This is a genomic window from Humibacillus xanthopallidus, from assembly GCF_006716675.1.
Lineage (GTDB): Bacteria > Actinomycetota > Actinomycetes > Actinomycetales > Dermatophilaceae > Humibacillus > Humibacillus xanthopallidus_B.
In genome coordinates, this window is the sequence record NZ_VFPM01000003.1 from 318,184 (window position 1) to 343,835 (window position 25,652).

Here is a 25,652-nt window from a genome sequence, read left to right on the forward strand (position 1 = left end):
CGAGATCACCCGCCACCCGAGCCCAGAGCCCCGACAGCGCGAGCCACGACGAGCAGCGACGTGAGCAGCGCCGCAGTGGCCTCGAGGCCCATGAGGGCCTTCGCACGACCCGTCAGCGGCATCGTGTCCGTCGGGCTGAAGGCGCTCGAGTTGGTGAGCGAGACGTAGAGGTAGTCGATGAAGGCCGGCCTCCAGTTGCTGGAGACGCTCGAGCTCGCCGAGACCTCGCGCACCGCGTCCTGGTTCTCGTCCTGGGAGAAGCGCCAGTCGGCGGGTAGCAGCTGGTTGCGAGCGAGGGTGTGCCGCGCCACCGGCCCACCGCGGTCGACCTCCCAGAAGAGCAGCCCGAAGCCGATGACGTTGGTGACCCACACCTGCATGCCTGCGAGCAGCAGTGAGGTGCCCTCTGCCTTCGACGAGGTGAGGGCGTTCACGAGCATTCCCAGGGCCACGAGATTCGTGCCGATGACGACGCAGGCCAGCGCGATGGAAGCCGCGCGCGACCACCTCGTCTGCCTGACGAGTCGCCGCGGGTTGGTGACCAGCAGCGTGCACAACAGGACCAGCTCGACGACGGGGATGGCGAACCGCGGACCGACGAGCAGGCTCTCCGGCAGGGCGGCATACGTGATGACGGCGACGATGACGGCAGCCGCGGGCGGGAGCCGGTTCTCGCCCGCGGACGATCGCGGCTCTGGCCTGCCCCTCCCTGACGAACGACCGGGCATGCAGAAACGGTAGACCCGTGCTCGGGCAGAGGGCCGGAGCGACGCTGGGAGTGTCCTGTGCGCGACAGCCGGGTCAGGCCTCGGGCAGCGGCGGCGGGCCGCTGCGGCGGATCAGCCCTCGCGCGACCGCGATCGCGACAGCCGACGTGCGTGAGTCCGCGTCGAGCTTGGCGAAGATGTGCACGAGGTGGGACTTGATGGTGGCCTGCGAGACGTAGAGGCGCGCGGCGATCTGCTGGTTGGAGAGGCCGTCGGCGACCAGCGTGAGCACCTCCGTCTCGCGGCTGCTGAGGGCGGTGCGTGGCGCCCTCAGGCGCTCGACGAGGCGCTCGGTCACCGCCGGCGCGAGAGCGGACTGACCGGCAGCCGCGGCTCGCACCGCCGCCACCAGCTCCTCCGGCGGCGCGTCCTTGAGGAGGTAGCCGGAGGCGCCGGCCTCGACGGCGGCGATGATGTCCGCCTCCGTGTCGTAGGTCGTCAGCACGATCACTCGGGCGGCGGCAGGTGAGCCGGTGAGCTGCCGGGTGGCTTCGATGCCACTCATGCCCGGGCCGAACTGCAGGTCCATCAGCACCACGTCGACGTCTCCGGTCGCGGCGCGCGCGACTGCAGCTTCAGCGGTGGCGACGTCAGCGACGACGAGGATGCCGGGCTCCGGCTCGAGCACCGCACGGAGCCCGGCGCGGACGACGGGATGGTCGTCGGCGAGGAGGAGGCGGATCGACGTCATCGGGCCGGCTCATCCGCCGGTGCTGAAGGCACGTCGTCCTCGCCCACCACATCCTGGGCCGACGGTGTCGCAGCCGCACGTGCGAACTGGGCAGACACGGCGGTGCCCCGCCCGGGCTCGGACTCCACGGTCAGCACACCACCGAGCTCGGCGGCCCGGGACTGCATGGAGCGCAGGCCGAAACCGGCCTGCGCCGAGCCCCGAGCAGACCCCTGGAGTGGGGCACGCGTGTCGAAGCCCGTGCCGTCGTCGACGACGTCGAGGGTCACCGCGCTGTCCATGACGGTCAGCGTGACGTCGGCCCGGGAGGCGTGAGCATGCTGGGCCGTGTTGGCGAGCGCGGTCTGGGCGATGCGGAGCAGGGCGACCTCGACGGGCGTGCCGAGCGAGGCCGCCTCGCCCTCGTCGTGGAACGACACGCGTATGCCAGTTCGCGCGGACGTCGTGTCGCACAGCCGCTGCAGGGCGGCAGGCAGGGTGGACTCCTCCAGATCACTCGGAGCCAGCTCGCGCACGAAGCGCCGCGCCTCGGCGAGATTCTCCTGGGCGGTCTGGCGGGCCTGCTCGACCAGGTCCGCAGCCTTGGCTCTGTCGACCTGCGACGCCACGCCCACCTGCGGGGCGGGGTCCAGCGCCCGGCCTGCCGCGCGAAGCAACAGCTGGATGCTGGACAGCCCCTGCGCCAGGGTGTCGTGGATCTCGCGGGCGAGCCGCTCCCGCTCGTCGAGGACCCCCGTCCGGTGCTGCACGGCTGCGAGCTCTGCACGGGTCCGGTCGAGCTCGACGATGAGTCGCCGCCGCTGCTCGGACTCGGCCTGGAGCGCGTGGTAGCCGTACGCCGTGGCGATCGCCACAGCGGCCCCGATCACGGGACCGATGACCATCGCGGCAGTGAACGTGTCCTGATGCCAAGCGAACCCAACGACCGCGGCGGCAGTCGTCAACGCCACGACCACGAGCCCAGCAGCGCGCGGGAGCAGGTGGAGCAACAGGAGGAACCACGGGAACGCGAGGTAGACGGCCTCTGGGCTGAGGACCAGCAGGACGCCCCAGGCCCCGAGCAGCACGGCGAGCCAGCGATGGAGCCCACGCCGGGACCCGGCGAAGGCGCTCCACCGTGGCCCCACGGCATACACGGCGCCGACCAGAGCCGAGCACGCGACCACCCACGGCCAGCCATCACTTCCATCGAGGACGCTGCGCACGGCGGCGAGCGCGAGCAGGGCCGCCACCAACAGGTGCAGTCCCCACCGCAACGGAGTGGGCACGGGGGTCGTGCCCCATCGGGACGCTGGGGAGGGGGACGCCGCGTGGGCGGAGGGTGGATGGGAGGGGGCACCGGAGGACATGTCCCGGCAACCCTACGGCGGCGCGCCGGCCGCCAGCATCCACCGAAAGGTTGACCGTCAGGTGCGCCGATCGTTGCGGGGAGACCCTCCTCCCGCTCGATGTGCCACCACGTGGCGCTCGAGGAAGGTGGAGACCGGCGCTGCAGCTGCAGCGCGTCGACCCTGCACGCGACCCACCCGGCGCGGAGGCGGGTCGCGCAACCCGTGGAAAGGAAGCACCGGCGTGTTCGTCGCCATCCGAGATCTTCGCTTTGCCAAGGGCCGGTTCGCCCTCATGGGCGCCGTCGTGGCACTCATCACCCTGCTCGTCGTCCTGCTCTCGGGCCTCACGGTCGGCCTGGGGCGCGGCAACACCTCTGCGGTGACCAACCTCACCGCCGACCACCTCGTGTTCGAGGCGCCCCCGGCCGGGCAGAAGCTCGACTTCACCACCTCGTCGGTCGGGCCCTCGGTGCGCGCCTCGTGGTCACACGTCCCCGGCGTCCGCAGGGCCGAGCCAGTCGTCGTGTCGATGACCCGCGCGAGCGGCGGTGGGCGCACCACTGCGGTCGCTGTCTTCGCCGTGCCGGATGGGTCGTCGCTCGCTCCAGGCGGGGTCAACGGGGCCGGCGAGGCGGGTGCGCCCGGCGGAGTGGCTGCCGACCGGGTCGTCCTGTCGGCCGGGGCAGCGGCAGCGCTCGATGTCACCGCGGGCGACCGTATCGACCTGGACGGGCAGTCGGTCACGGTGGGGGAGGTCTCCGGCACCGACGAGTTCTCGCACGCGCCCGTCGTCTGGGCAGCGACGGCGAACGCGCCTGCCTCCGGTCTCGAGCCGGGCCATGCGACGTTCCTCGCCCTGACCACGGGCGACGCGGAGCGGCCCGCGGCTGGCGCGGAGGGCGCAGATGGCGCGGATGGCTCAGCGGGTGTCGGCTCCGATGCCGGCGCGAACCTCGGCGCCGATCTTGCCGCCGCCGACCAGAGGCTGGGCACCGTCACCCTCACCCCGGCGGAGTCCGTCTCGGCCATCGGGTCCTTCTCGTCCGAGAACGGTTCGCTGCAGCTGATGCGGGCCCTGCTCTTCGCCATCTCCGCTCTCGTCATCGGGGCGTTCTTCACCGTGTGGACCGTCCAGCGCAGCGGTGAGATAGCCATCCTCAAGGCCGTCGGCGCGTCCACGCGCTACCTCCTCGGGGACGCCCTCGGGCAGGCGCTCGTCCTGCTGCTCGTCGGCACCGCTCTGGGCTCCGCAGTGGCGGCAGCCGTCGGGTCGGTGATCACCGCCACCGTCGGCTCGGCCGTGCCCTTCGTCCTCGACCTGCCGACGCTCCTGGTGCCGGTTGTCGTGATGACCGTGCTCGGCCTCGCGGGAGCGGCCTTCTCGCTGCGCACCGTCACCACCGTCGACCCTCTCACTGCTCTCGGAAGTTCACGATGACCCTTCAGCTCGACGACATCACCCTGACCTACCCCGATGGCACTCAGCGCGTCACTGCCCTCGAACGGGTCTCTCTCACAGCGCAACCCGGCACCTTGACCGCCGTGACGGGTCCCTCAGGCTCCGGCAAGTCCAGTCTCCTTGCGGTTGCGGCGACGCTCATCGCTCCCGACTCCGGGCGGGTGCTGCTGGACGGGCGGGACCTCTCGGGACTCAGCCCGAAGGAGACGGCCGCGGTGCGCCGCGAACGCATCGGCATCGTCTTCCAGAGCTCCAACCTGCTCGCGTCGCTCACGGCTCTCGACCAGCTTCTCGTCATCGCTCACCTCAACGGCACACCCCTCTCGGTTGCGCACCCGCGAGCGACGGAGCTGCTCGCCGCCGTCGGGATGGGCGACTGTGTGGGCAGGCGCCCTCACCAGCTGTCCGGTGGTCAGCGCCAGCGCGTGACGATCGCCCGCGGCCTGATGAACGACCCGAGGTTGCTCCTCGTCGACGAACCCACGAGCGCCCTCGACAGCCAGCGGGGCGAGGCGATCGTGCAGCTGCTGCGGCGGCTCACGGTCGAGCGTGACCTCACGACGCTGATGGTGACCCACGACGAGCGTCATCTCCAGGCCGCCGACCGGGTGACGCACGTGGTCGACGGCACGCTCCGCCGGCTAGCCGACCGGTGAGGAGCCCAGCACGGTGCGGGCACTGGCAGCGGCACGGGCAACGGCCTCCTCGACGGGCGTGGAGCGGTGCTCGTCGGACAGGATCTCGACGCCCCAGGGACCGTTCCAGCCGGCCGTCCGCAGTGCGGTGATCATGGCGGTGAGGTCGAAGCTGCCCTCACCGCAGTAGCGGCGCCGATGGACCGTGTCCTCGAACAGCGTCCCGATGACCTGCTCGTCGGCGTCGTTGAGCTCGACGCCGATGATCCGGTGCCGCGGCACGGTCGCCAGGTCAGACGCAGGCGTGTGCCCGCGAGCGATGTGCCAGGTGTCGATGACGACCCCTCCCGCCTCATGGCCCGCGTCCTCGACGAGCTGCAGTCCATCACTCAGGGTCTTGACGTTCGACCACGGGAAGAACTCGATCCCGAGTCGGGCACCCACCCCCTCTGCCTGCGCCGCGAGCTCGGCGAACCTGGCAGCCCAGAGGCTGCGGTCCCACGGGCCGTCGTCGCCGTCGGGGGTGACCTTGATGTGCCGGGCCCCGAGCGCCTCTGCCGCCCCGAGGAGGGCGTGGCGCACCCGGTCCGACTCCTGCTGGTGCGCCCCGTCATCCCACCAGTACGGAATCCCCTCGAGCTCCAGGTGCCGTATGCCGTTGTCGTTGAGCATCGCTCGGATTCCCTCGAGGTCGTAGGCGGCCACGGCGGCGGGAAGGTCGTCCGACAGCAGGCCGAAGCCCCGGAAGCCGGCCGCGGATGCGGCCTCGATCCGTTCGCGCAGGGTCAACGGGCTGCGCAGGTCGGGCCGGTCCGAGGCGGCGTCGCCTGCGGTCGTCCAACAGGTGGCGAGCAGCTCGTCCGTGGGCACTGTCATGTCTCATCACTTTCGGAGTCGACGGCAGCTGGCCGTGGTGTCATACCGATTGCCTTGTAGCACTGGTCGATCAGGCGCATCGTCCTGACCGCGTCTGCCGCGTCGGTGCGGGCGGGCACGCCGGTGCGGATCGCCGTCGTCAACGCCTCGAGCTGGTACGTGTACGAGGAGCGTGTGCCGAGGCGCTCGGTGCGGGTGCCCTTGGTGGTGGTGACGATCAGCCGGTCGTCGTTGTGCGGGTTGACGAAGTCGGTGATGACAGCCTCTCCCGCCGTGCCGATCAGACGGTGGCTCATCTGGTGGTGGTCGCTCGCCATGTTGCAGCCCGCGGTCCCGGTGACGCCGTTCGGGAACTCCAGCTCGGCGGTCACCCACTCGTCGACCCCAGGGTGCCCTTGGCGTTCGCCTCCGCTCGCGCTGACGAGCGCGGGCTCACCGCCGAGGAACGGCGCCAGGACACGCATGGAGTGCAGGCTGTAGCAGCCGAGGTCCATGAGCGCACCGCCGGCGAGCTCCAGCGACCAGCGCGGATCGCTCGCGTCCGGGGCCGGCATGTCCATCACGGTCTCGACGTGCCGCAGCTCACCGAGCTCCCCGCTGGCGAGAATGGCGTGGAGCCGCGCGACCAGGGGGTGCCAAAGGTAGTGGAATCCCTCGAAGAACTGCCGATCGGTCCTGCTCGCCAGGCTGGCGACGTCCGCGGCCTCGGTCGCGTTGCTGGCAGATGGCTTCTCGGTGAAGACGTGCTTGCCTGCGGCGAGGGCGACCGTGTTCCAGGGGGCGTGCAGGCTGTTGGCCAGCGGGTTGTAGACCGCCTCCACCTCGGGATCGTTGATGACGTCGAGATAGGACTCGTGGACCCGCTCGATGCCGTGGGTGTCGGCGAAGGCCGCGGCACGGGCCGGGTCCCGCGCCGCGACGGCGACCAGTCGGGTGCCGGTGATCTGCGCCGGCTTGATGACGGCCAGGTTGGTGATCCGGGCCGCACCGAGCAGGCCCAGCCTCAGTGGCTCCACGGCGCTCACCCCGGCGTCGCAGCCGTCGAGCGGGCGAGCAGGTGCCGCACGTGGTCGGCACTGATGCGCACGTTGTGGATCGGGCCCTCGCCGCAGGGCTCCTCCGTGAGGATGGTGTCCTGCTCGAGGGTGTACCACCCCGTGTAGCCGTTGCCCTGAAGGGTGTCCACGATCGACCCGAAGTCGACGTCCCCGGTCCCCAGCGGGCGGTACATGCCTCGGACGACGCCCTCGGTGTAGGTGAGTCGCCCGGCGCGCACCTGGTCTGCGATCGTGCTGTCCACGTCCTTGAGGTGCGTGTGCGCGATGCGGTCGGGCGACTGACGAGTCAGCTCGGCCGGGTCGGTTCCGCCGATCAGCAGGTGCCCCGTGTCGAGGCAGAGCGCGATGGAGGATCCCTCGAGCACCCGCTGCACCTCGGCACCGGACTCGACCATCGTGCCGACGTGCGGGTGGAGCACCGCTCGGACGCCGTGCTCGGACGCCATCTGCGCGATGCGGTCGAGGTTGTCGAGCAGCAGCTTCCAGCCTGCCTCGTCGAGGGTCGGCCTCGTGTCGTAGCCGTCGAGTCCCGACACGGCGGAGAGAACGAGGACCTCTGCGTGGGTGGCGTCGTAGCCCTCGAGGATCCGGCTGATCTCGGGAAGCGGGTCGTGCGCAGCCTGGTGCATCAGCACGGGGGTGAAGCCGCCGACCGCGGTGAGCTGGTGGCTCCGGAGCACCGCAGCCATCTCGGTCGGATCGGCCGGCAGGAACCCGTCCGGGCCGAGCTCGGTCGCGGAGAGGCCGACCTCCTGCATCTCGGCGAGCACCCGCTCCGGGGTGAGCTGATAGCCCCAGTTCGGGACCTCGCACACACCCCACGAGATGGGGGCGCCGGCGATCCTGTTGTCGGCCGCTGTCGTCGCGGGGGAAGCTGCGTTCAGGGTGGGGCCAGTCATGACTGTCGGACCTCGTCGATCTGCACCGGACGGTGCTGTTGCACGGACAGGGTGGCGGCCTCGGCGATGAAGGCCACCGCGAGGGCGTCGTCAACGGTGCAGGGCGACGTGCGCTGCCCGGCGACGACATCGGTGAAGGCGTGCAGCTCGGCCTGGAAGGCGCTGGCGAGCCGGTCCATGAAGAAGGTCGCCGGGGGGCCGGCCGGCCAGCTGACGCCGGGTTCGAGGTTGCGCAGGGGAGTGGTGTCGCTCCACCCCGCGGCGACGCTGTCGCCGGTGCCGTGGAGCTCCAGGCGCACGTCGTAACCGCGAGGGTTGTAGCGGGTGTTGGACACCACCGCGGTGGCGCCGTCGTCGAAGGTCAGCACCGTGGCGGCCGTGGCCACGTCACCGAACTCGGCGAAGAAGTCATCCCCCTTCGCACTGCCCGTCGCGTAGACCTCGACGACCTCCCGGCCGGTGACCCACCTGACGGTGTCGAAGTCGTGGACGCTGCAGTCCCGGAAGATCCCGCCGGACGCCTCGATGTAGGCGCGTGGTGCAGGCGCGGGGTCGAGGGTCGTGGAGCGCACGGTGTGGACCCAACCCAGCTCCCCGGCCTCAACGGCCGCGCGGGCTGCGCTGAACGCGGGGTCGAAGCGGCGGGGGTAGCCGACCTGCACGGCTATCCCGCTGTCGGTCACGTAGCGGGCTACCGCGACGGCCTCCGCGAGGTCGCCGGAGAGTGGCTTCTCGCAGAACACGGGGATGCCGGCGTCGATCCCGGCCCGGATCAGCTCGGTGTGGGCGTTCGTCGCGGCGGCGATGACGATGGCGTCGACTCCGCTGCGGATGAGGCTCTCGGGCGAGTCCGCCACGTCCGCGCCGACGCGGTCCGCCACGGCGCGCGTGACAGCAGGGACCGCGTCGGTGACGACCAGGGATTCGACGGTGGGAAGCTGGGACAGGGTGTCGGCGTGGAACGAGCCGATTCTGCCGAGACCGATCAGGCCAAGGCGCATGGTTTATCTCCTCGATACGAGTTGGGACGTGCTGATGACGGGGTGTTCCGGTCAGCCGAGACCACCGATGACGTTCTGGTCCCAGTCGATGACCGAGCCCGTGACGACGCCGCTGCGCTCGGAGAGCAGGAAGACGACGAAGTCGGCGATCTCGTCGACCTGGCCGAGCTTGCCCATCGGGAGCTGTGCCGCGGCGCGCTCCTGCCAGTCGGGGCCGACACCTTGGGTCTGCTGCTGGGTGACGTCCTCGCCGTCGGTCGCGGACCAGCCCATGTTGAGGCCGTTGATCCGGATCCGGTCCCAGCGGTGGGCGTGGGCGGCGTTCTTCGTCAGCCCCGCCAGCCCGGCCTTGGCCGCGACGTACGGCGCGAGGAACGCCTGACCGCCGTGCGAGTCGATGGAGATCACGTTGACGATGGTGCCCGGCTCGCCCCGGCGCACCATGTCGGCGATCGCTGCCTGCATGAGGAAGAACGGGGCCCGAAGGTTCACGGCGATGTGCTGGTCGAAGAGCGCTGGCGTGGTGTCGAGCATCGTGCCCCGAGTGGTGAGCCCGGCGGCGTTGACGAGGCCGTCGATGCGGCCGTGACGCTCGATGGTGGCTGCGACGGCGGCCTGAGCCTCCGGCACGTTGACGATGTCGGCACGAACGAAGCTGGCGTCGACACCCGTGTCGCGGAGCTCGGCAGCGACCGCTTCGCCGCGTTCGGCGTTGCGGCCGGCCAGCACCAGCGTGGCGCCCTCACGGGCGGCAGCCCGGGCGATGCCGGCGCCAAGGCCCTGGGTGCCGCCACTGATGAGCAGCACCTTGCCTGTCAGGAGGTCATTCATGTCGACTCCTTCCCGGTGGTCGGGACGGTGGCTGCGTGATCCCACCCGGCGTTGGCGACTGCTTCCGGGGACCGGCCGCTGAGCACGTCGAGGACGCCCTGAGCGGCGTCGCCGAAGGTGGCCGCCGTGGCCTGCCGGCTGAGCCCCATGAGATGTGGCGTGAGCACGACGTCGGGATGGTCGAAGAGCGGATGGTGCACCGGGGGTTCCGGGTCGAAGACGTCGAGCCCCACACCGCCGAGACGGCCGTCCTCCAGCGCCGCGTGGACGGCGTCGATGTCGATGAGGCCACCCCGGCCGCAGTTGACGAGGACCGCGCCGGGCTTGACGTGACGCAGCAGATCGGCCCCGATCAGGTGGTGGGTGGACTCGAGGAGCGGCAGGTGCAGCGTGATCACGTCGCTTCTGCTGACGAGATCACGCAGGTCCACGCAGCGCACGTCGGCGGGGGGTTCGCTCACGGGGTCGTGGGCGAGGACCGTCATGCCGAGCGCGGCGCCGAGAACCGCGGCCCGCTGGCCGATGCGCCCGTAGCCGACGACCCCGAGCACCGAGCCGCCGAGGTCACCGACGGAGACCGCGCCGCGCGCCGCCCACCGGCCCGACCGGACCAGGGTGGTGAGGGGGCCGAAGCGCTTCACCAGGTGCATGGCCATGGCGATGGCACCCTCGGCCACCGCGTTCGTTCCCGCACCGGGCGTGGTCACGACCGCGATGCCCCGAGCGGTCGCGGCGTCGAGGTCGACCCGCTCGACACCGACGCCGGTCCGCGCCACGACACGCAGGCGCGGCGCGCGGGCCAGGAACTCCTGGTCGACCTCGGCGTCGGCCCGGGCGATGGCGCCCTGAGCGAGCGCGAGGTCCGCATCCGTCGGGTTCGGGACGAACCGGCAGCGCCCACCGAGGACGGGACTGACCAGGTCGGGGTCGACCTGACCCAGGCCGACCACCACCGGCAGCTCGGCGACCTCAGGCATTGCCGACCGCCGGACCCGGGTCGTGCCCGAAGGTGGCTCCGGGGACGTGCGGCACCTTGTGCCACTGCCCGTCGACCGCGGACGCTGCCGTGGCGGCGATGACCTCGGCGTCGGCGAGCGCCTCCTGGATGGTGGAGTTGCGCTGCTGTCCGCCCGTGACGGCGACGAGGAACTTCTTGGCCTCGACCACCTTGAGGTCGTCGTAGCCCAGGCTGTTGCCGGGTCCTGGTTGGAAGGCGGCGTACTCGCCCTGCGATGCGTTGCCCAGGATGGTCGTGTACCCCTGGTTGGGGCCGGTGCGACCCAACGCCAGCTTGAGCTCGTTCATCTGCTCGAAGTTCCACGAGGCGGAGCCCTCGGTGCCGTACACCTCGAACGCCAGCCCGCACTGGGGTCCGACGATGACTCTCGACGCCTCCAGGGTGCCGACCGCACCGGCGCCGGGGGAGTCGGCGGAGAACCGGACGAGCGCCGCGGCGTAGTCGTCGTTCTCGACGTCCCCGAGCTCACCGTCCTCGATCACCGCGAAGTGGGTGGCCTGCCCCATCGGGAGGATGGGTCGCTGCTGGTGCACCGTGGAGAGCACTCCGCTGACGTCGGTGATCGGGCCGACGACGTACTGCATGAGGTCGACGACGTGGCTGAGCAGGTCGCCGAGCGCGCCACTGCCGGCGAGGTCACGCTTGAACCGCCAGGACAACGCCCCGTTCGGCTCGGAGGCATAGCCGTTGAAGAAGACCGCCCGGACGTTGGTGATGCGGCCGAGCTCGCCGTTCGCGATGAGCTCACGGATGCGTTCCACGGCGGGCGCATGCCGGTAGTTGTAGCCGATCGACGTCGTGACGCCCGCTGCTTCGGCCGCGGCCACGACGGTGGCCGTGTCGATGGCATCGCGGCCGACGGGCTTCTCGATCCAGAACGCCTTGCCGGCCTCCGCCGCGGCGACGCCGATCTCGCGGTGCAACAGGTTCGGTGCACAGATGGAGACGACGTCGACCTCGGGGTCGGCGAGGACGTCGCGGTAGTCGATGCTGCCGCGGGAGTAGCCCAGGACCTCGCGGGCGTAGTCGACCCGGTCGGGGGCCGTGTCCGCAGCGTGCACGAGCCGCGGTCGGATGCCCAGCTCGGGGTAGACGAGCGGGATGGCCTGGTAGGCGCGGCTGTGCAGCTTGCCCATCCAGCCGACGCTGATCAGGCCCACACCGAGCTCGGTGACGCCTTTGTCGTTGATGTGTCCAACCATGACGATGTCGCTTTCTGGAGAGAGGTCGGGAGGGGAGAGCTCGCCGGAGCCGGGGGTGCCGGACGGCATCGCCTCAGGTCGTGGCGTGCTGCCGCGCCCGCGTCAGCGCGGAGCGGGAGGCTGCGGCGAGGAGGGTGGAGTCCGAGCCGATCGCCACGAAGGACCAGCCCTGGGCGAGGCGTGCTGCGGCGGCTTCGCCGTCGTTGACGAGAAGGCCGCAGGCCTTGCCGTGCCGCCGCCCTGCGGCCAGCACGGTCTCGAGGGCCGCGACGAACGAGGGGGCGCTGGTGTCCCCGGGGACGCCGAGGTCGTGGCTGAGGTCGCGCGGACCGATGAAGAGCACATCGACACCGTCGATGGCGGCGATCTCGTCAGCGGCAGCGACTGCTGCCACCGACTCGATCTGGACGACGACGAGGATCTCCTCGTCGGCCCGGTCGAGGGCGCTCGGGTCGAGCCCGAACCGGCAGGCGCGGTTGTAGGTGGCGACGCCGCGGTCCCCGTTCGGGGGGAACCGCAGGTGGGTCAGCGCGTCACGGACCTGCTCCGCGCTGTCCATGCGAGGCAGCATGATTCCCGCGGCGCCGTTGTCCAGCACCCTTCCCATGCGGATCCTGGCGTCGGTCTCGACCCTGACGACGGTGGGCACCCCGTAGGCGCCGGCCACCGGGACGACATCGCGGACCTGCTCCTCACCGCCGGCGCCGTGCTCCAGGTCGAGCAGCAGCCAGTCGAACCCGGCAGCGGCACAGACCTCAGCGGTGACGGCAGAGGCGGTGCCGAGGAAGGTCCCGAGCGTGGCCTCGCCGTGGCGGACGGCCCGGGCCAGGGCGCCGCCGTTGAGGGGGCCGGCCCCCGTGGCGGTCATCCGAACCACCGCTGGGACGCGCGGTCCTGCTCGTACTCGGCGCGCAGCGCCGGCACGGTGGGGACCTCGGAGACCTCTGCCGGGGCGACGTCCCACCAGACACCAGCCGGGGGCAGGTCCGCGTGGGGGATCACCGGGACCACGAGGACGACGGTGCCGTCGTGTCCGCGCGTGTCGTCCAGTGCCTGGCGCAGCTCGTCAGCAGTGCTGGGGCGCAGCGCTGTTGCGCCGAGGCCAGCCGCGATCTGCACGAGGTCGATGGACAGGTAGTCGCCGCTGAGGCGGGGCGCCTCCGTGACCTCGGTGGCGTCGGCGAGCTCGAGTGGCCCTGTGCGGTAGCGGAACTCGTTGCCGAACTCGCGCCCGTTGCGGAACATCTGCAGGCGGTGGATCACCTGGTAGCCATGGTTCTCGGGGATGACCACCGTGATCGGCAGGCCCTCCTGAGCGGCGGTGACCAGCTCGGTGGGAGACATGAGGAAGGTGCCGTCACCGAGGAACGCCGTGATGCGAGCGGAGGCGTCGGGGTGGGCCATCCGGATCCCCATGGCGGCTGGGATCTCGAATCCCATGCAGGAGAATCCGAACTCGAGGTGGCAGGTCCGTCCGTCGGTGGCGTCCCACACCTTCTGGAGGTCGCCGGGAGGGCCGCCGGCGGCAGCGACGATGACGTCGCCCGCACGGGCATGCTCCTGCAGGACGCCGATGACCTGTCCCTGGGTCAGGACCGCGTCGGTCGTGGTGACGACGTCGGAGTCCTCGCTGACCGCAGACTTGTCGAACAGCTGGTCCGGGTCGAGCGCATCCGACCGCTCGATCGCCCAAGCGTCGGCGAGCTCCTCGACGCGGTTCCTCCACGCCGGCTCCGGGTGGAGGTCGCGCTCGGAGAGCGCGCGGGTGAGGGCGGCGAGGCTGCGCTTGGCATCGCCGATGACACCAACGGCACCGAGACGGTCGGCGTCGTGCACGTTGACGTTGATGCTCGCGAACCGCACGTCGGGGTTGGCGAAGATCGAGTGCGACCCCGTGGCGAAGTCGGTCAGTCGGGAGCCGACCGTGAGCACCACGTCGGCCTCGTTGGCCAGGGTGTTCGTGGCTGGCGTCCCCTCGAGCCCGATCCCACCCACCTGCCACCACGCGGCGGTCTGGACGGCACCCTTGCCACCGAAGGTCTCGGCGACGGGTGCCCCGACGGCCGCGGCAAGACTCTCGAGCTCGGCCGTCGCGTCCGAATAGATCACGCCGCCCCCGGCGATGATGACCGGCCGCTTCGCCGACGCGAGCAGCGCTGCGACAGCTTCGATCTCGTCGGCGTCCGGCGCCGGGCGACGGATGACCCAGTCCCGCTCGGCGAAGAGCTCGGCGGGGAAGTCGTAGGCATGCGACTGCACGTCCTGCGGGAGGGAGAGGACGACGGCGCCGGTCTCGACGGGGTCGACGAGGGTCCGCATCGCCGCCGGGAGGGCGGTCAGCAGCTGCTCGGGACGGGTGATCCGGTCGAAGAACCTGCTGACCGGCCGGAAGGCGTCGTTCACGGTCAGGTCGGCATCGATGGGGTGCTGCAGCTGCTGGAGCACCGGGCCCTGGTGGCGGGTGGCATAGGTGTCACCCGGCAGCAGGAGCACGGGCAGTCGGTTGACGGTGGCCAGCGCCGCGCCGGTGACCATGTTCATCGCGCCCGGACCGATGGAGGCGGTCACTGCAAGCGTGGCGCGCCGTCGGGAGTGCTTGGCGAAGCCGACCGCCGCGTGGACGAGGGCCTGCTCGTTGCGACCCTGGATGAACGGCATCGTCTCGCTCAGCTGGTCGAGGGCCTGACCCAGACCGGCGACGTTGCCGTGGCCGAAGATGCCGAGGGTGGCGGGGATGAGCCGGCGGCGTTCGCCGTCCGCAACGGAGTACTGCCGGGACAGGTAGGTCACCACGGCTTGCGCGGCGGTCAATCGGATGGTGGCGGCAGGAGACATCGTCCGGGCTCTTTCTCATCAGGGGGAACGACGGGGCGGTGGAACGAGGACGGCCGACCGAAGGCCGTTGGGGTGCAGGGGAGTACGGGAGCGCTACCAGGGACGACCGTGCAGGATGACGGTCTTCACATCGGTCATCTCGGCGACGGCGGAGCGCGGTCCCTCCTTGCCGATGCCGCTGCCCTTCAACCCGCCGTAGGGCATGAGGTCGGCGCGCCACAGCGGGGTCCAGTTGATGTGGATGGTGCCGGCGTCGAGCTCGCGGATGGCGCGCACCGCCCCTGACACGTCGGAGGTGAAGATGCCTGCGCCCAGCCCGTATGCCGTGCCGTTGGCCTGGGCGATCGCGGACTGCCAGTCCTCGGCGGTCGACACCGCCACCGCGGGCCCGAACAGCTCGTCCTGGCTGAAGGCTGAGCTGGGATCGACGCCGGTGACGACAGCCGGAGAGACGATCGCGCCGTCCCGCTCCCCACCCGTGAGCAACGTGGCACCGTCGTGCACGGCCGCGCGGATCGACCGTTCGACGCGCGCAGCCTCCTGCTCGGTGATCAAGGTGCCCATGCCGGTGGCCGTGGAACCCGGGTCTCCCGTGCTGATCTGCTGCACCCGAGGGACCAGGGCGTCGAGGAAGTCGCCCGTCACCTTCGGGTGGGTGATGACGCGTTGCACCGAGATGCACACCTGCCCGGCGTTGACGAAGCCGCCGAGAGCGATGGCCGCCGCCGCCGCGTCGATGTCGGCATCGGGCAGCACGACCACGGGGCAGGAGGCGCCGAGCTCGAGGGAGAGCTTCTTGACTCCGGCGAGCTGCGTGATGCGCGTGCCGACGAGGGTCGACCCGGTGAACGAGATCTTGTTGACCCGAGGGTCGCTGACCAGGGCGTCCCCGAGGTCCCCGCCCGGCCCTGTCAGCACCGACAGGACCCCCTCGGGGAGTCCGGCGTCGACGAAGCATGCGGCGAGGGCCAGGGCTGTCAACGGGGTCGTGCGGGCCGGCTTGAGCACCACGGCGTTGCCGGCGGCCAGGGCCGGCGCCACCTTGTGGAGGACGAGCAGCGAGGGGTAGTTGAAGGGCGTGATGGCCACGACCACTCCGACCGGCTGACGCACGGTGAAGCCCACCTTGTCGAAACCCGTTCCGGGGTTCGCGTCGAGCGGCAAGGAGTCGCCGTAGAGCTGGGTCCCCTCGAAGGCCGCCAGTCGGATCAGCTCTCCGGATCGAGATGCCTCGCCCCGTGCCTCCGTGATGGTCTTGCCGGCCTCCGCGCTGATGGTCTGCGCGATGACCTCCGCCCGCTCCTGGGCGAGCGCTGCCGCCCTCAGCAGGATTTGCATCCGCTGGTGCGCGGGGGTTCGGCGCCAGACCCTGGCGCCCTCGACCGCCGCAGCGAGCGTCCGGTCAACATCGTCACGACCTGCGAGCGACACCGACCCGACGGCAGACCCGTCGAACGGCGACGTCACGTCCTCCCGACGACCCGATGAAGCCTCAGCCCACTGGCCTCCGATCAACAGCTTCACGCTGGACTCCATCCATCGACATTGAGGGAAGACCGCCGTGGCGACTCACGCGCTCCGGCACCGGTCAAGTTGACTCAGCGTGACGGTCGGCACTCCGGCCGGTCAAGCAATGTGAGGCCATCAAAAAGCCATCAGGGATGACGCCACCGCAGTGTGAGCACAGCCGAGATGGAGCCCTGGAACCCCAACGAATCCATCACCGATCCAGCATGATGGGTGCATGCCCCACCCGTATCCGATCCGGGAGATCGCCCGCCAGTCCGGCCTCAGCGAGGCGACGGTGGACCGCGTCCTCAACAGGCGACCCGGAGTGCGCCCCAGCACAGCGGCGAACGTCGAACAGGCGATCGCCGACCTCGACCGGCAGCGGAGCCAGATCCGTCTCACCGGCCGAACGTTCATCGTCGACCTCGTCATGCAGACCCCCGACCGGTTCTCTGCCGCGGTCAAGGCCGCCCTCGAGGCAGAGCTGCCCATGCTGCGCCCGGCGGTCGTCAGGTCGAGGTTCGACTTCCGTGAGAAGGCCCAACCGGGCGAGCTGGTCAAGACTCTCGACGGCATCCGCAGGCGCGGGTCCATGGGGGTCATCCTCAAGGCGCCGGACGAGCCCGAGATCGTCGAGGCGATCGGCCGGCTGCACGACGCGGGGATCCCCGTGGTCACCCTGGTCAGCGACCTTCCCCTCAGCCAACGAGTCGCCTACGTGGGCATCGACAACCGGGCAGCGGGCGCCACGGCGGCCTACCTCATCGACCAGTGGCTCGACGACGACGCGATCCTGATGGCCCTCAGCCGCAGTGCATTTCGCGGTGAGGAGGAGCGGGAGATGGGCTTCCGCACGACGATGCGGGAGCGCTCCGGCGGTCGGACCCTCATCGAGGCGACCGACACCGACGGCCTCGACGAGGCCGTGCGCCTGCAGACCGTCTCCATCCTCCGCGAGCACCCCGACGTCACGGCGGTCTACTCCATGGGCGGTGGCAACAGGGCCATCCTCGACGCGTTCGACATCGTCGGGCGGCAGTGCCGGGCCTTCATCGCCCACGACCTCGATCGCGACAACCTGTCGCTGATCCAGGACCGCAGGATCACCGCGGTGCTCCACCACGACCTGCGAGCGGACATGCGTCGTGCCTGCCAGGTGATCATGCAGTCGAGCGGAGCGCTCGAGGGGCCCATCGAGTCTGTCGCGTCACAGATCAACGTCGTCACGCCCCACAACATCCCGAGCATCCCGGCGCAGCCGGTCACGTGACGCGTTCTTCGTCCGCGGGGCGGCACGCGGGAGACCGCGTCAGTGCGCCCGGATGCGCGGCGGGATGTTGTGGGGCGTGACGACCTCGACGTTGGCAGCGACCGAGGTGGGCGCCCCGCGCACGAGTCGGTGGGCGCGCATCATCTGGCGGACAGCCGTGCGCATGTCGGCGTGCAGGTCGTGGTGCAGCACCGCGGTGAGCACCCCCGACTGGAGCAGCTCGAGGTTGTCCTCGTCGAGGTCGTGCGCGATGAAGACGGTCGCGGGTCGCCCCGCGGCAGCGAAGGCCCCGGCGATGGCGCGGTTGCCGCCGCCGATGGAGTAGGCGCACCGCACGTTCGGGTGGGAGGCGAGCAGATCGGAGACCAGGGCGCTCATCGTCACGTCGAGTCCGTCGCTGTCGGTGATGGTGTGGACCGCCCGACCGGGCGCGAGACGTGCGAGCGCCGTCGTGAAGGCGTCGGCCCGCTCGCGTTCGCCGAAGAAGAGAGACCGGCTCAGCGTCAACACCACGTCGCCGGTGCGGTCGCCGAGCACCTGGGTCACCAGATAGGCGGCCGTCGCCCCGGCCGCGGCATTGTCGAGCCCGACGTAGGCCACCCTCGTGCTGTCGCGCACGTCGGTGACCAGCGTGACGACCGGGATGCCCCGGTCCGTCAGCCTGCCGATCGCCGCCGCAACTGCGGGGTGGTCCGGCGCTTTGAGCACCACTCCGTGGCTGACGCGTCCCCGACGGCCGAGGCCGTCGAGCACCTCGACAGCGGCGTCCACATCGGCGTTCTCGCGCAGATGGAACCGCGCCCGTACCGCCGCCGGCCGCAGCGCCGGGAGCTCGTCCTCGAGCGCCGACCGGACGGCTCCGCTGAAGCGTGGTGGGGCCTGGATGACGACGTCGAGCAGCAGCGTCCGGGCAGCCAGACGCAGCTGGGTCTGCTGACGGTCGAGGTCGAGGACAGCGCGTTCCACCGCTCGCACCGCACGGGCACTCGCACCCGGACGACCGTGCAGCACCCGGTCGATCGTCGCCTCGGAGAGACCGGACTGCTCGGCGATGTCGCGCACCCGGTGCGAGGTCGGGCGTCGCGGGGCCATGCGCTGAAGGGTAGCCCGCGTGAACGCCACTGAGGTGTTTCTGAGGTCTTCAGTCCCTGCCCCTCTCACACGCGGTCGCGCATCCTTGAGGGAGCACTCGCGCGTCCAGCACCAGCTCACCGTGACGTCCCGTCCACGCCGTTCCGCCCGAGGAGGGCACCATGACCATCACCTCGACCAGCTCGCAGCTGCGCTGGATCCGACCCGAGGATGCCCGACTGTCCGACCTGCTCGAGGTGCTCCGCGAGCAGACCGACCTCGCCGACTACCCGCACGCGAGCCGCGTCGAGCAGCAGGTGCTCGTCTACGACTGGGCCACCCTGCGGCATACCGCAGCTGACGAGGTGACCCGGCGCGACGTGCTGGCCGAGCTGGCGCGGGCGCTCTCCGACGGACCCGGAATCATCGTGCTGGCAGGCGCTTTCGACGCCGAGCCCCTCGGGCGCGCGACGGCGGCCTTCGAGCGGATGATCGTCGAGCAGCGTGAGAGCGGCACCACGGCGGGCGACCACTTCGCCAAGCCTGGCGCCAACGACCGCATCTGGAACGCCCTCGAGAAGCTCGCCGTCGCCGACCCCGTCGCCTTCGTCGACTACTACGCCAACGACGCCGTCGCGCTCGCTGCGCAGGCGTGGCTCGGGCCGGGCTACCAGGTCACCTCGCAGCTCAACGTCGTCAACCCTGGCGGCGCCGGGCAGACGGTGCACCGCGACTACCACCTCGGCTTCCAGTCCGCCGGGACGTGCGCGCGCTACCCGGCCCACGTGCACGCCCTCTCGCAGGTGCTCACGCTCCAGGGAGCCGTCGCGCACGTCGACATGCCGGTCGAGTCCGGCCCGACGCTCTACCTGCCGCACAGCCAGAAGTACGCGCACGGCTACGTCGCCTACCAGCAGCCCGAGTTCCAGAGCTACTTCCTCGCCCACCACGTGCAGCTGCCGCTGTCGGCCGGCGACGCGGTCTTCTTCAACCCTGCGCTCTTCCACGCTGCCGGCACCAACCACACGACCGACGTGCGCCGCATGGCAAACCTCCTGCAGGTCAGCTCGGCCTTCGGCCGTGCCATGGAGACCGTCGACCGCGCCCGCGTCGTCGCGGCCACCTACCCCGCGCTGGTCTCCGCCCACGCTGCCGGTATGCCGGCGCGCGCGGTCGCGAACGTCATCGCCGCCACCGCCGAGGGCTACGCCTTCCCGACGAACCTCGACCGGGACCAGCCCCTCGACGGGCTCTCGCCCCAGACCCAGGCGGAGCGCGTCGCTGCCGCACTCGAGTCCGGTATGCCGCCGGGCGAGCTCGCGCAGCTCCTCGCGGCCCGCGAGGCGGACCGCTCCAGTCACTGACGCACCGGGACCATCGACCCTGCCCTGCACCGGCAGCCGATGGTCACGATGGCCTCGGGACACCTGCGCGCTGCAGGTGGCGAGGGAGGCTGTCATGGTCGTGTTCGAGGATCGGGTCGACGCCGGCACCCGGCTGGCCCGCGAGCTGGAGAGCCTCCGCGGTCAGGACGTCGTCGTGCTCGGGCTGCCGCGGGGCGGGGTGCCGGTCGCGTCCGTCGTGGCCGAGGCCCTCGACGCGCCGCTCGACGTCATCGTCGTGCGCAAGCTCGGCGTGCCGTTCCAGCCCGAGCTGGCCATGGGGGCCATCGGGGAGGGTGGGGTCCGGGTCCTCGACCGCACCCTCGTGACGCGTGCCCGCGTCACCGACGAGGAGATCGAGGACGTCGAGCGACGAGAGCGAGCGGTGCTCGATGCTCGTGTCGACCGGCTGCGACGGGGCCGCCCGAGGGTCGACCTGCACGGCCGGGTCGCGGTCGTCGTCGACGACGGCATCGCGACCGGGGCGACCGCACGGGTCGCCTGTCAGGTCGCCCGACGACTCGGCGCCGCGCGGGTCGTGCTCGCCGTGCCCGTCGCCCCCGCGCACACGGCGGCACACCTGCCCGAGGCGGACGACGTCGTCTGCGTGTCGGCGCCCGAGCACTTCCGGGCGGTGGGCGCACACTACGTCGACTTCTCCCCGACGAGCGACGACGAGGTGGTCGCCCTGCTCGACCGTGCCGGCCATCGTGCCCGGTTGGCGGCAGGCCCGCAGGGCCACCCTGCTGCCGGCGCGCCCCGCGACATCGACGAGCAGGTCCTCGTCCCGACGGGCCGCGAGACCATCGAGGGTCACCTGCGCGTGCCGGTCGGAGCCACCGGGGTCGTCGTCTTCGCCCACGGCAGCGGGAGCAGCCGGCACAGTCCCCGCAACCGTTTCGTCGCCGACGTGCTGCATGACGCCGGGCTCGGCACGGTGCTCATCGACCTCCTGACCCCGGAGGAGGAGCGTGACCGAGGCAACGTCTTCGACATCCCGCTGCTCGCGCACCGTCTCGAGGCGGCGACGACGTGGCTCGCCTCGAGACCCGACACCGCCTCGTGTCGCATCGGGTGGTTCGGCGCGAGCACCGGAGCCGGCGCCGCCCTGTGGGCGGCCGCCGAGCCGGGGTCGAGGGTGGCGGCCGTCGTGTCGCGGGGCGGTCGCCCGGATCTGGCCGGCCCGCGTCTCGCGGCGGTGCGGGCACCGACCCTGCTGATCGTCGGCGGCGCAGACGACGTCGTGCTGCGCCTCAACCGGCAGGCGCGCGCGCAGCTCGTCGGCTGCGTGACCGAGCTGGCGGTCGTTCCGGGTGCGACGCACCTCTTCGAGGAGCCTGGCACGCTGTCCGAGGCCGCCTCCCTCGCGCGGGACTGGTTCGTGCGCCACCTCACGCTGTCGAGCGCCACGGCGATCGGCAAGGAGTCGTCATGAGCGCCAGGTCACGCGCGCGCCACGACGACCGCATCGCGGCCGAGATCCGTTCGTTGGCAAAGCCGCTCACTCGGTCGAGTGATCTCGACGAGCTCGTCCAACGGGTGCAGGCGGCACGGTTCGTGTGCATCGGTGAGGCTTCTCACGGCACGAGCGAGTTCTACCGATGGCGGGGGCTGCTCAGCCGTCGACTCATCGAGGACCACGGCTACCGCTGGATCGGGGTCGAGGGCGACTGGCCCGACTGCTGGCGGATCAACCGGTGGGTGCGCGGCGAGGCCGACGACGACCTCGATGCCCTCGGTCTCCTGGCCCACTTCGAGCGCTGGCCGACGTGGATGTGGGCGAACCACGACGTCGCCGACTTCCTGACCTGGCTGAAGTCGTTCAACCTCTCCCGTCCCGCCGGTGACCGGGTCGGCTTCTACGGCCTCGACGTCTACTCCCTCTGGGACTCGCTCTGGGAGATCATGACCTGGCTGGAGAGCAACGCACCGGACTCCCTTCCGGCCGCCATGCGCGCTTGGCAGTGCTTCCTGCCCTTCGGCGAGGATCCCCACCGGTACGCGCGCAGCACGCGGCTCGTGCCTGTGACGTGCGAGTCCGACGTCGTCGACCTCCTCGTCGAGGTGCGGCGACGGAGCCGGGCCCGGTCGCAGGACGAGGAGATGCTCGACGTCGTGCAGAACGCCGAGGTCGTCGCCAACGCCGAGCACTACTACCGCACGATGGTGCGGGGTGACCGTGAGTCGTGGAACATCCGCGACCGACACATGGTCGACACCATCGAGCGGGTCGCCTCGCACGCGGGACCTTACGCGAAAGGCCTTGTGTGGGAGCACAACACGCACGTCGGCGACGCGCGTGCGACCGACATGTCGCGTGCCGGAATGGTCAACGTCGGTCAGCTGCTCCGCGAACGCCAACCCGATGGCTCGGTCGCTCTCATCGGGTTCGCATCGCACCGAGGGACGGTCCTCGCCGCGAGCTCGTGGGGAGCACCAGAAGAGGCGTTCGTCATGCCCGAGGCGCAGTCCGGCACCCTCGAGGCGCTCCTGCACGAGACGCTCGGGGAGCCCGCCGTCCTCGTCTTTCCGGACGACCGCTCCGGCCCGTGGCTCTCGTCGTGGCTGGGTCACCGCGCCATCGGCGTCGTCTACAACCCGCACCACGAGACGGGCAACTACGTGCCGACGAGGATCGGTGGCCGCTACGACGCCCTCCTCTGGCTCGAGCGGACCACGGCGCTGCGTCCGCTGCACCACGAGCCCCGACCCACGGAGCCGGAGCTGGAGACCGAACCCACCGGGTTCTGAGGCAGGCGCGTCGGGCCACGGCAGAGGCCCGACGCACTAGCGTGAGTCCATGAATGCGACGGTCTCGAGCCTCTACATCTACCCCGACTCCGACTCTCCCGGGCAGGAGGTGGACTCCGTCGACGTGACCCCCTCGGGTCCGGAGGGCAACCGCTCGAAGAAGCACGCCGTGCACCTCGTGAGCGTCGACGACTTCGTCGCCACGCACCCCAAGGCCAACATCGTGCTCGACATGGACGCGAGCGTCCTCGCCCGCCTCGTTGGTGAGGTCGTGCGTCTGGGCGCCTGCACCCTTCGCGTGACGCAGTCGCCCTCACAGTGTGCTGGTGTGTACGCCGAGGTCGTGACCCCCGGAACGATCACGGTCGACGACGAGCTGCAGGTGGCCACGGCGTAGCGTCACGACCGTGACGATCCACTCGAGCCACCCCTTCGACTCGCCCGATGCCGACCGCGACCCGGCCAGGCGGCTTCGGGGTCGGGTCGGGGCGACGGTCTCGCTGTGGACCGCCGGCTCGGGCCGCGACCGTGCCGGCCTCACGGTCTCGTCCTACCTCGTCGCCGCGGGTGACCCGTCGCGGATCGTCGCCGTGCTCCATCCGGAGTCGGAGCTCCTCGAGCGCCTCGAGGAGACCGGCACTGCCGTCGTCGCCCTGCTCGACTGGCGCCACCGCGACCTCGCCGACGTCTTCGCGGGAGTCATGCCCTCACCCGGAGGCCCCTTCCGGTCGGGGGAGTGGCAGGACACGGCCTGGGGCCCGCGCCGGCCCTCCCTCTCGACGTGGGCGGGGGTGCGACTCGACGCCGGCGCCACGCGCGACGTGGGGTGGTCCCGCCTCGTCGAGGCGGTGATCGAGCACGTCGAGCTCGGCGACGACGCCGAGCCCCTCGTGCACCGGCGTGGTCGCTACCAGCGTCCGCCCGGCTGAGCCGGAGGTATGCCGCGAGCGTCCTTGCGCGGCAGGGCTACCGGACGAGGGGAGCCAGTCCGCTCCACGCGAGGTCGGTGAGCGTTGCGACGAGCGTGTCGCGTGGCACCCGGTCGGACGAGCCGAGCCAGTCGTCGGCGACCGCCTGCACCGAGCCGACGAGTGCGGTTGCCAGGATGTGGGCCTGTCCGGGAGCCGGCAGGGCGGCCTCGAGCACGCCCGACAGCATCGCGGTCACGTGGCTGACGGTGCCGCCGACGGGGTCATCCGGCAGGGGCCGGTCGACGAGCGGTCTCGTGACGACGAAGCGGTAGAGATCGGGATCGGACTCGACGAGTGCGAGATAGGCCTCGACGGTGGAGGCGATGAGGCGGCGCAGGTCAGGACCAGCGGGTGCGGGGCCGGTCGACAGGACCCCTGCCACACTGCCGACGACCCGGCTCTCGATGCGTGCCACGACGGCCCGGTAGAGCCCCGCACGGTCGTCGAAGTGGCGGTAGACGACGGTCTTGCTCGTGCCCGCCTCGGCGGCGATGTCGTCCATCCCGACACCGGGGCCGTGGCGCCGGATCGCGCGGATCGTCGCGTCGACGAGCGCCGAGCGGCGCTCCTCGCGGTGCCGCTCCCACCGCACGTCGCGCCCGTCGCGCCCGTCATCATCGTCGGGAGCGTTGGGAGCGTCGCCCGCGGTCGGCGCCTCGCCCTGGACGGCTGGGGCGGCTCGAGTCCTCGGGTCGGCCATGCGCCGAACCTAACAGGTACGACCTGTATCGGCTACAGCACGTTTCGGTTATGTTGTCCACGACCGTCCCCACCCGAGGAGATCCCATGGCCGCCCCTGCCTCCCCCCGCGCCGCCGCTCGTGACACCCGGCGGGTCGCCGTGCTCGGGGGCAACCGCATCCCCTTCGCCCGCGCCAACGGCCCGTACGCGCTGGCCTCCAACCAGGACATGCTGACCGCCGCGGTCGACGGGCTCGTCGCCCGGTTCGGCCTCGCGGGGGAGCGGGTGGGCGAGGTCGTGGCCGGCGCCGTGCTCAAGCACAGCGCCGACTTCAACCTCACCCGTGAGACCGTGCTCGGCTCACGGCTGCACCCGACGACGCCGGCGTACGACGTGCAGCAGGCCTGCGGCACCGGGCTCGAGGCTGCGATCCTCGTGGCAAACAAGATCGCCCTCGGCCAGATCGACTCCGGCATCGCCGGTGGGGTCGACAGCGCGAGCGATGCGCCCATCGCGGTCAGCGAGGGGCTGCGCCAGGGCCTGCTCGCCGCGAACCGCGCCAAGAGCACGGCACAGCGACTCAAGGCGCTCGCGAGCATCCGCCCGACGCAGCTCATCCCGGCGATCCCTCAGAACGTCGAGCCGCGCACCGGGCTCTCGATGGGGGAGCACATGGCGCAGACCGCAGCCCAGTGGGGCATCACCCGCGAGGCGCAGGACGAGCTCGCCGCCGCCAGCCACCAGCACCTCGCCGCTGCCTACGAGCGAGGCTTCTTCGACGACCTCGTCACGGCCTACCTCGGCGTGTCGAAGGACACGACCCTCCGGCCTGACACGAGCACCGAGAAGCTCGCCGCGCTCAAGCCGGTCTTCGGCAAGGGGGAGGGGGCGACGATGACGGCCGGCAACTCCACCCCGCTCACCGACGGCGCCTCCGCGGTGCTGCTCGGCACAGAGGAGTGGGCAGCGGAGCACCACCTGACCCCGCTCGCGTGGTTCGTCGACGCCGAGACCGCCGCCGTCGACTACGTGCACGGTGACGAGGGCATGCTCATGGCCCCGGCGTATGCCGTCCCGCGGCTGTTGGCCCGAAACGGCTTGTCGTTGCAGGACTTCGACTTCTACGAGATCCACGAGGCGTTCGCCGCGACCGTCCTGACGACGCTCGCGGCCTGGGAGGACCCCGACTTCTGCCGGGGCCGTCTGGGTGTCGACGAGCCGCTCGGCTCCATCGACCGCACCCGGCTCAACGTCAACGGCTCGTCGCTCGCGGCGGGTCACCCGTTCGCCGCGACGGGCGGGCGCATCCTCGCCTCCCTCGCCAAGCAGCTGTCGGAGGCGGGCGGCGGCCGGGGCCTCATCTCCATCTGCGCTGCCGGTGGGCAGGGCGTCGTCGCGATCCTGGAGGCGTGAG

At 71.2% G+C, this 25,652-nt stretch carries 24 protein-coding genes; 9 read left to right on the forward strand and 15 right to left on the reverse strand.

What is annotated here, in order from left to right:
- Positions 1-5: 5 nt before the first annotated feature.
- From FBY41_RS16575 to FBY41_RS16585, 3 genes are all read right to left on the reverse strand, one after another.
- Positions 6-728: a hypothetical protein gene (locus tag FBY41_RS16575; protein ID WP_141845389.1), complete on the reverse strand. Its 723-nt coding sequence runs from the start codon at positions 726-728 to the stop codon at positions 6-8.
- 73 nt (positions 729-801) lie between these two features.
- Positions 802-1,458 (reverse strand): response regulator, encoded by a 657-nt coding sequence (locus FBY41_RS16580; RefSeq protein WP_141845390.1) that lies wholly within the window; start codon positions 1,456-1,458, stop codon positions 802-804.
- On the reverse strand, positions 1,455-2,726 hold the full coding sequence (locus tag FBY41_RS16585) for a sensor histidine kinase (protein WP_221629326.1): 1,272 nt from the start codon (positions 2,724-2,726) through the stop codon (positions 1,455-1,457). The genes FBY41_RS16580 and FBY41_RS16585 overlap by 4 nt, the downstream gene beginning before the upstream one ends.
- 304 nt (positions 2,727-3,030) lie before the next feature.
- Between FBY41_RS16585 and FBY41_RS16590 the strand changes: the two genes are divergently transcribed.
- Both FBY41_RS16590 and FBY41_RS16595 read left to right on the forward strand, forming a co-directional pair.
- Positions 3,031-4,227 (forward strand): ABC transporter permease, encoded by a 1,197-nt coding sequence (locus FBY41_RS16590; RefSeq protein WP_141845392.1) that lies wholly within the window; start codon positions 3,031-3,033, stop codon positions 4,225-4,227.
- A complete protein-coding gene (locus FBY41_RS16595) occupies positions 4,224-4,904 on the forward strand; it encodes an ABC transporter ATP-binding protein (RefSeq protein ID WP_141845393.1) in 681 nt (226 codons plus the stop codon). Before FBY41_RS16590 ends, FBY41_RS16595 begins: the two co-directional genes overlap by 4 nt.
- Here FBY41_RS16595 and FBY41_RS16600 read toward each other — a convergent pair.
- From FBY41_RS16600 to FBY41_RS16645, 10 genes are all read right to left on the reverse strand, one after another.
- Positions 4,890-5,759 (reverse strand): sugar phosphate isomerase/epimerase family protein, encoded by an 870-nt coding sequence (locus tag FBY41_RS16600; protein WP_221629327.1) that lies wholly within the window; start codon positions 5,757-5,759, stop codon positions 4,890-4,892. The two genes, FBY41_RS16595 and FBY41_RS16600, sit on opposite strands and share 15 nt — an antisense overlap.
- On the reverse strand, positions 5,756-6,775 hold the full coding sequence (locus FBY41_RS16605) for a Gfo/Idh/MocA family protein (protein ID WP_260439851.1): 1,020 nt from the start codon (positions 6,773-6,775) through the stop codon (positions 5,756-5,758). The genes FBY41_RS16600 and FBY41_RS16605 overlap by 4 nt, the downstream gene beginning before the upstream one ends.
- 5 nt (positions 6,776-6,780) lie before the next feature.
- Positions 6,781-7,716, reverse strand: coding sequence for a sugar phosphate isomerase/epimerase family protein (locus tag FBY41_RS16610; RefSeq protein WP_141845395.1), 936 nt, complete (start codon positions 7,714-7,716; stop codon positions 6,781-6,783).
- Entirely contained in the window at positions 7,713-8,717 is a 1,005-nt protein-coding gene (locus FBY41_RS16615; RefSeq protein ID WP_141845396.1) for a Gfo/Idh/MocA family protein, read from the reverse strand. The genes FBY41_RS16610 and FBY41_RS16615 overlap by 4 nt, the downstream gene beginning before the upstream one ends.
- Before the next feature lie 51 nt (positions 8,718-8,768).
- Positions 8,769-9,548 (reverse strand): SDR family oxidoreductase, encoded by a 780-nt coding sequence (locus tag FBY41_RS16620; RefSeq protein WP_141845397.1) that lies wholly within the window; start codon positions 9,546-9,548, stop codon positions 8,769-8,771.
- A complete protein-coding gene (locus tag FBY41_RS16625) occupies positions 9,545-10,525 on the reverse strand; it encodes an NAD(P)-dependent oxidoreductase (RefSeq protein ID WP_141845398.1) in 981 nt (326 codons plus the stop codon). Before FBY41_RS16625 ends, FBY41_RS16620 begins: the two co-directional genes overlap by 4 nt.
- Positions 10,518-11,837, reverse strand: a complete 1,320-nt coding sequence (locus FBY41_RS16630; RefSeq protein ID WP_311769420.1) for a Gfo/Idh/MocA family protein — start codon at positions 11,835-11,837, stop codon at positions 10,518-10,520. The genes FBY41_RS16625 and FBY41_RS16630 overlap by 8 nt, the downstream gene beginning before the upstream one ends.
- 4 nt (positions 11,838-11,841) lie before the next feature.
- Complete coding sequence (locus FBY41_RS16635; RefSeq protein ID WP_141845400.1) at positions 11,842-12,636, reverse strand: HpcH/HpaI aldolase family protein; 795 nt, start codon at positions 12,634-12,636, stop codon at positions 11,842-11,844.
- On the reverse strand, positions 12,633-14,579 hold the full coding sequence (gene iolD / locus FBY41_RS16640; RefSeq protein WP_260439852.1) for a 3D-(3,5/4)-trihydroxycyclohexane-1,2-dione acylhydrolase (decyclizing): 1,947 nt from the start codon (positions 14,577-14,579) through the stop codon (positions 12,633-12,635). The genes FBY41_RS16635 and iolD overlap by 4 nt, the downstream gene beginning before the upstream one ends.
- Before the next feature lie 117 nt (positions 14,580-14,696).
- Positions 14,697-16,127, reverse strand: coding sequence for an aldehyde dehydrogenase family protein (locus tag FBY41_RS16645; protein WP_141845402.1), 1,431 nt, complete (start codon positions 16,125-16,127; stop codon positions 14,697-14,699).
- 220 nt (positions 16,128-16,347) lie between these two features.
- On the opposite strand from FBY41_RS16645, the gene FBY41_RS16650 reads away from it, so the two are divergent.
- The gene (locus FBY41_RS16650) at positions 16,348-17,382 is read left to right on the forward strand and encodes a LacI family DNA-binding transcriptional regulator (protein WP_141845403.1); all 1,035 of its coding nucleotides are present in this window, start codon (positions 16,348-16,350) and stop codon (positions 17,380-17,382) included.
- A 39-nt stretch (positions 17,383-17,421) separates the two neighbouring features.
- On the opposite strand, the gene FBY41_RS16655 is transcribed toward FBY41_RS16650, so the two are convergent.
- The gene (locus FBY41_RS16655) at positions 17,422-18,474 is read right to left on the reverse strand and encodes a LacI family DNA-binding transcriptional regulator (RefSeq protein WP_141845404.1); all 1,053 of its coding nucleotides are present in this window, start codon (positions 18,472-18,474) and stop codon (positions 17,422-17,424) included.
- A 161-nt stretch (positions 18,475-18,635) separates the two neighbouring features.
- Here FBY41_RS16655 and FBY41_RS16660 point away from each other — a divergent pair, with 161 nt between their 5' ends.
- The 5 genes from FBY41_RS16660 (at position 18,636) to FBY41_RS16680 (ending at position 23,515) form a co-directional block, all read left to right on the forward strand.
- Complete coding sequence (locus tag FBY41_RS16660; protein WP_141845405.1) at positions 18,636-19,817, forward strand: phytanoyl-CoA dioxygenase family protein; 1,182 nt, start codon at positions 18,636-18,638, stop codon at positions 19,815-19,817.
- Positions 19,818-19,911: 94 nt separating this feature from the next.
- A complete protein-coding gene (locus FBY41_RS16665) occupies positions 19,912-21,270 on the forward strand; it encodes a phosphoribosyltransferase family protein (RefSeq protein WP_141845406.1) in 1,359 nt (452 codons plus the stop codon).
- A complete protein-coding gene (locus FBY41_RS16670) occupies positions 21,267-22,586 on the forward strand; it encodes an erythromycin esterase family protein (protein WP_141845407.1) in 1,320 nt (439 codons plus the stop codon). The genes FBY41_RS16665 and FBY41_RS16670 overlap by 4 nt, the downstream gene beginning before the upstream one ends.
- A 49-nt stretch (positions 22,587-22,635) precedes the next feature.
- Positions 22,636-22,983 (forward strand): MOSC domain-containing protein, encoded by a 348-nt coding sequence (locus FBY41_RS16675; protein WP_141845408.1) that lies wholly within the window; start codon positions 22,636-22,638, stop codon positions 22,981-22,983.
- Positions 22,984-22,993: 10 nt separating this feature from the next.
- Complete coding sequence (locus FBY41_RS16680; protein ID WP_141845409.1) at positions 22,994-23,515, forward strand: flavin reductase family protein; 522 nt, start codon at positions 22,994-22,996, stop codon at positions 23,513-23,515.
- Positions 23,516-23,552: 37 nt separating this feature from the next.
- Here FBY41_RS16680 and FBY41_RS16685 read toward each other — a convergent pair whose 3' ends face one another.
- Positions 23,553-24,257, reverse strand: a complete 705-nt coding sequence (locus FBY41_RS16685) for a TetR/AcrR family transcriptional regulator (RefSeq protein ID WP_141845410.1) — start codon at positions 24,255-24,257, stop codon at positions 23,553-23,555.
- An 86-nt stretch (positions 24,258-24,343) separates the two neighbouring features.
- Between FBY41_RS16685 and FBY41_RS16690 the strand changes: the two genes are divergently transcribed.
- Entirely contained in the window at positions 24,344-25,651 is a 1,308-nt protein-coding gene (locus FBY41_RS16690; protein WP_141845411.1) for an acetyl-CoA C-acetyltransferase, read from the forward strand.
- Position 25,652 lies beyond the last annotated feature (1 nt).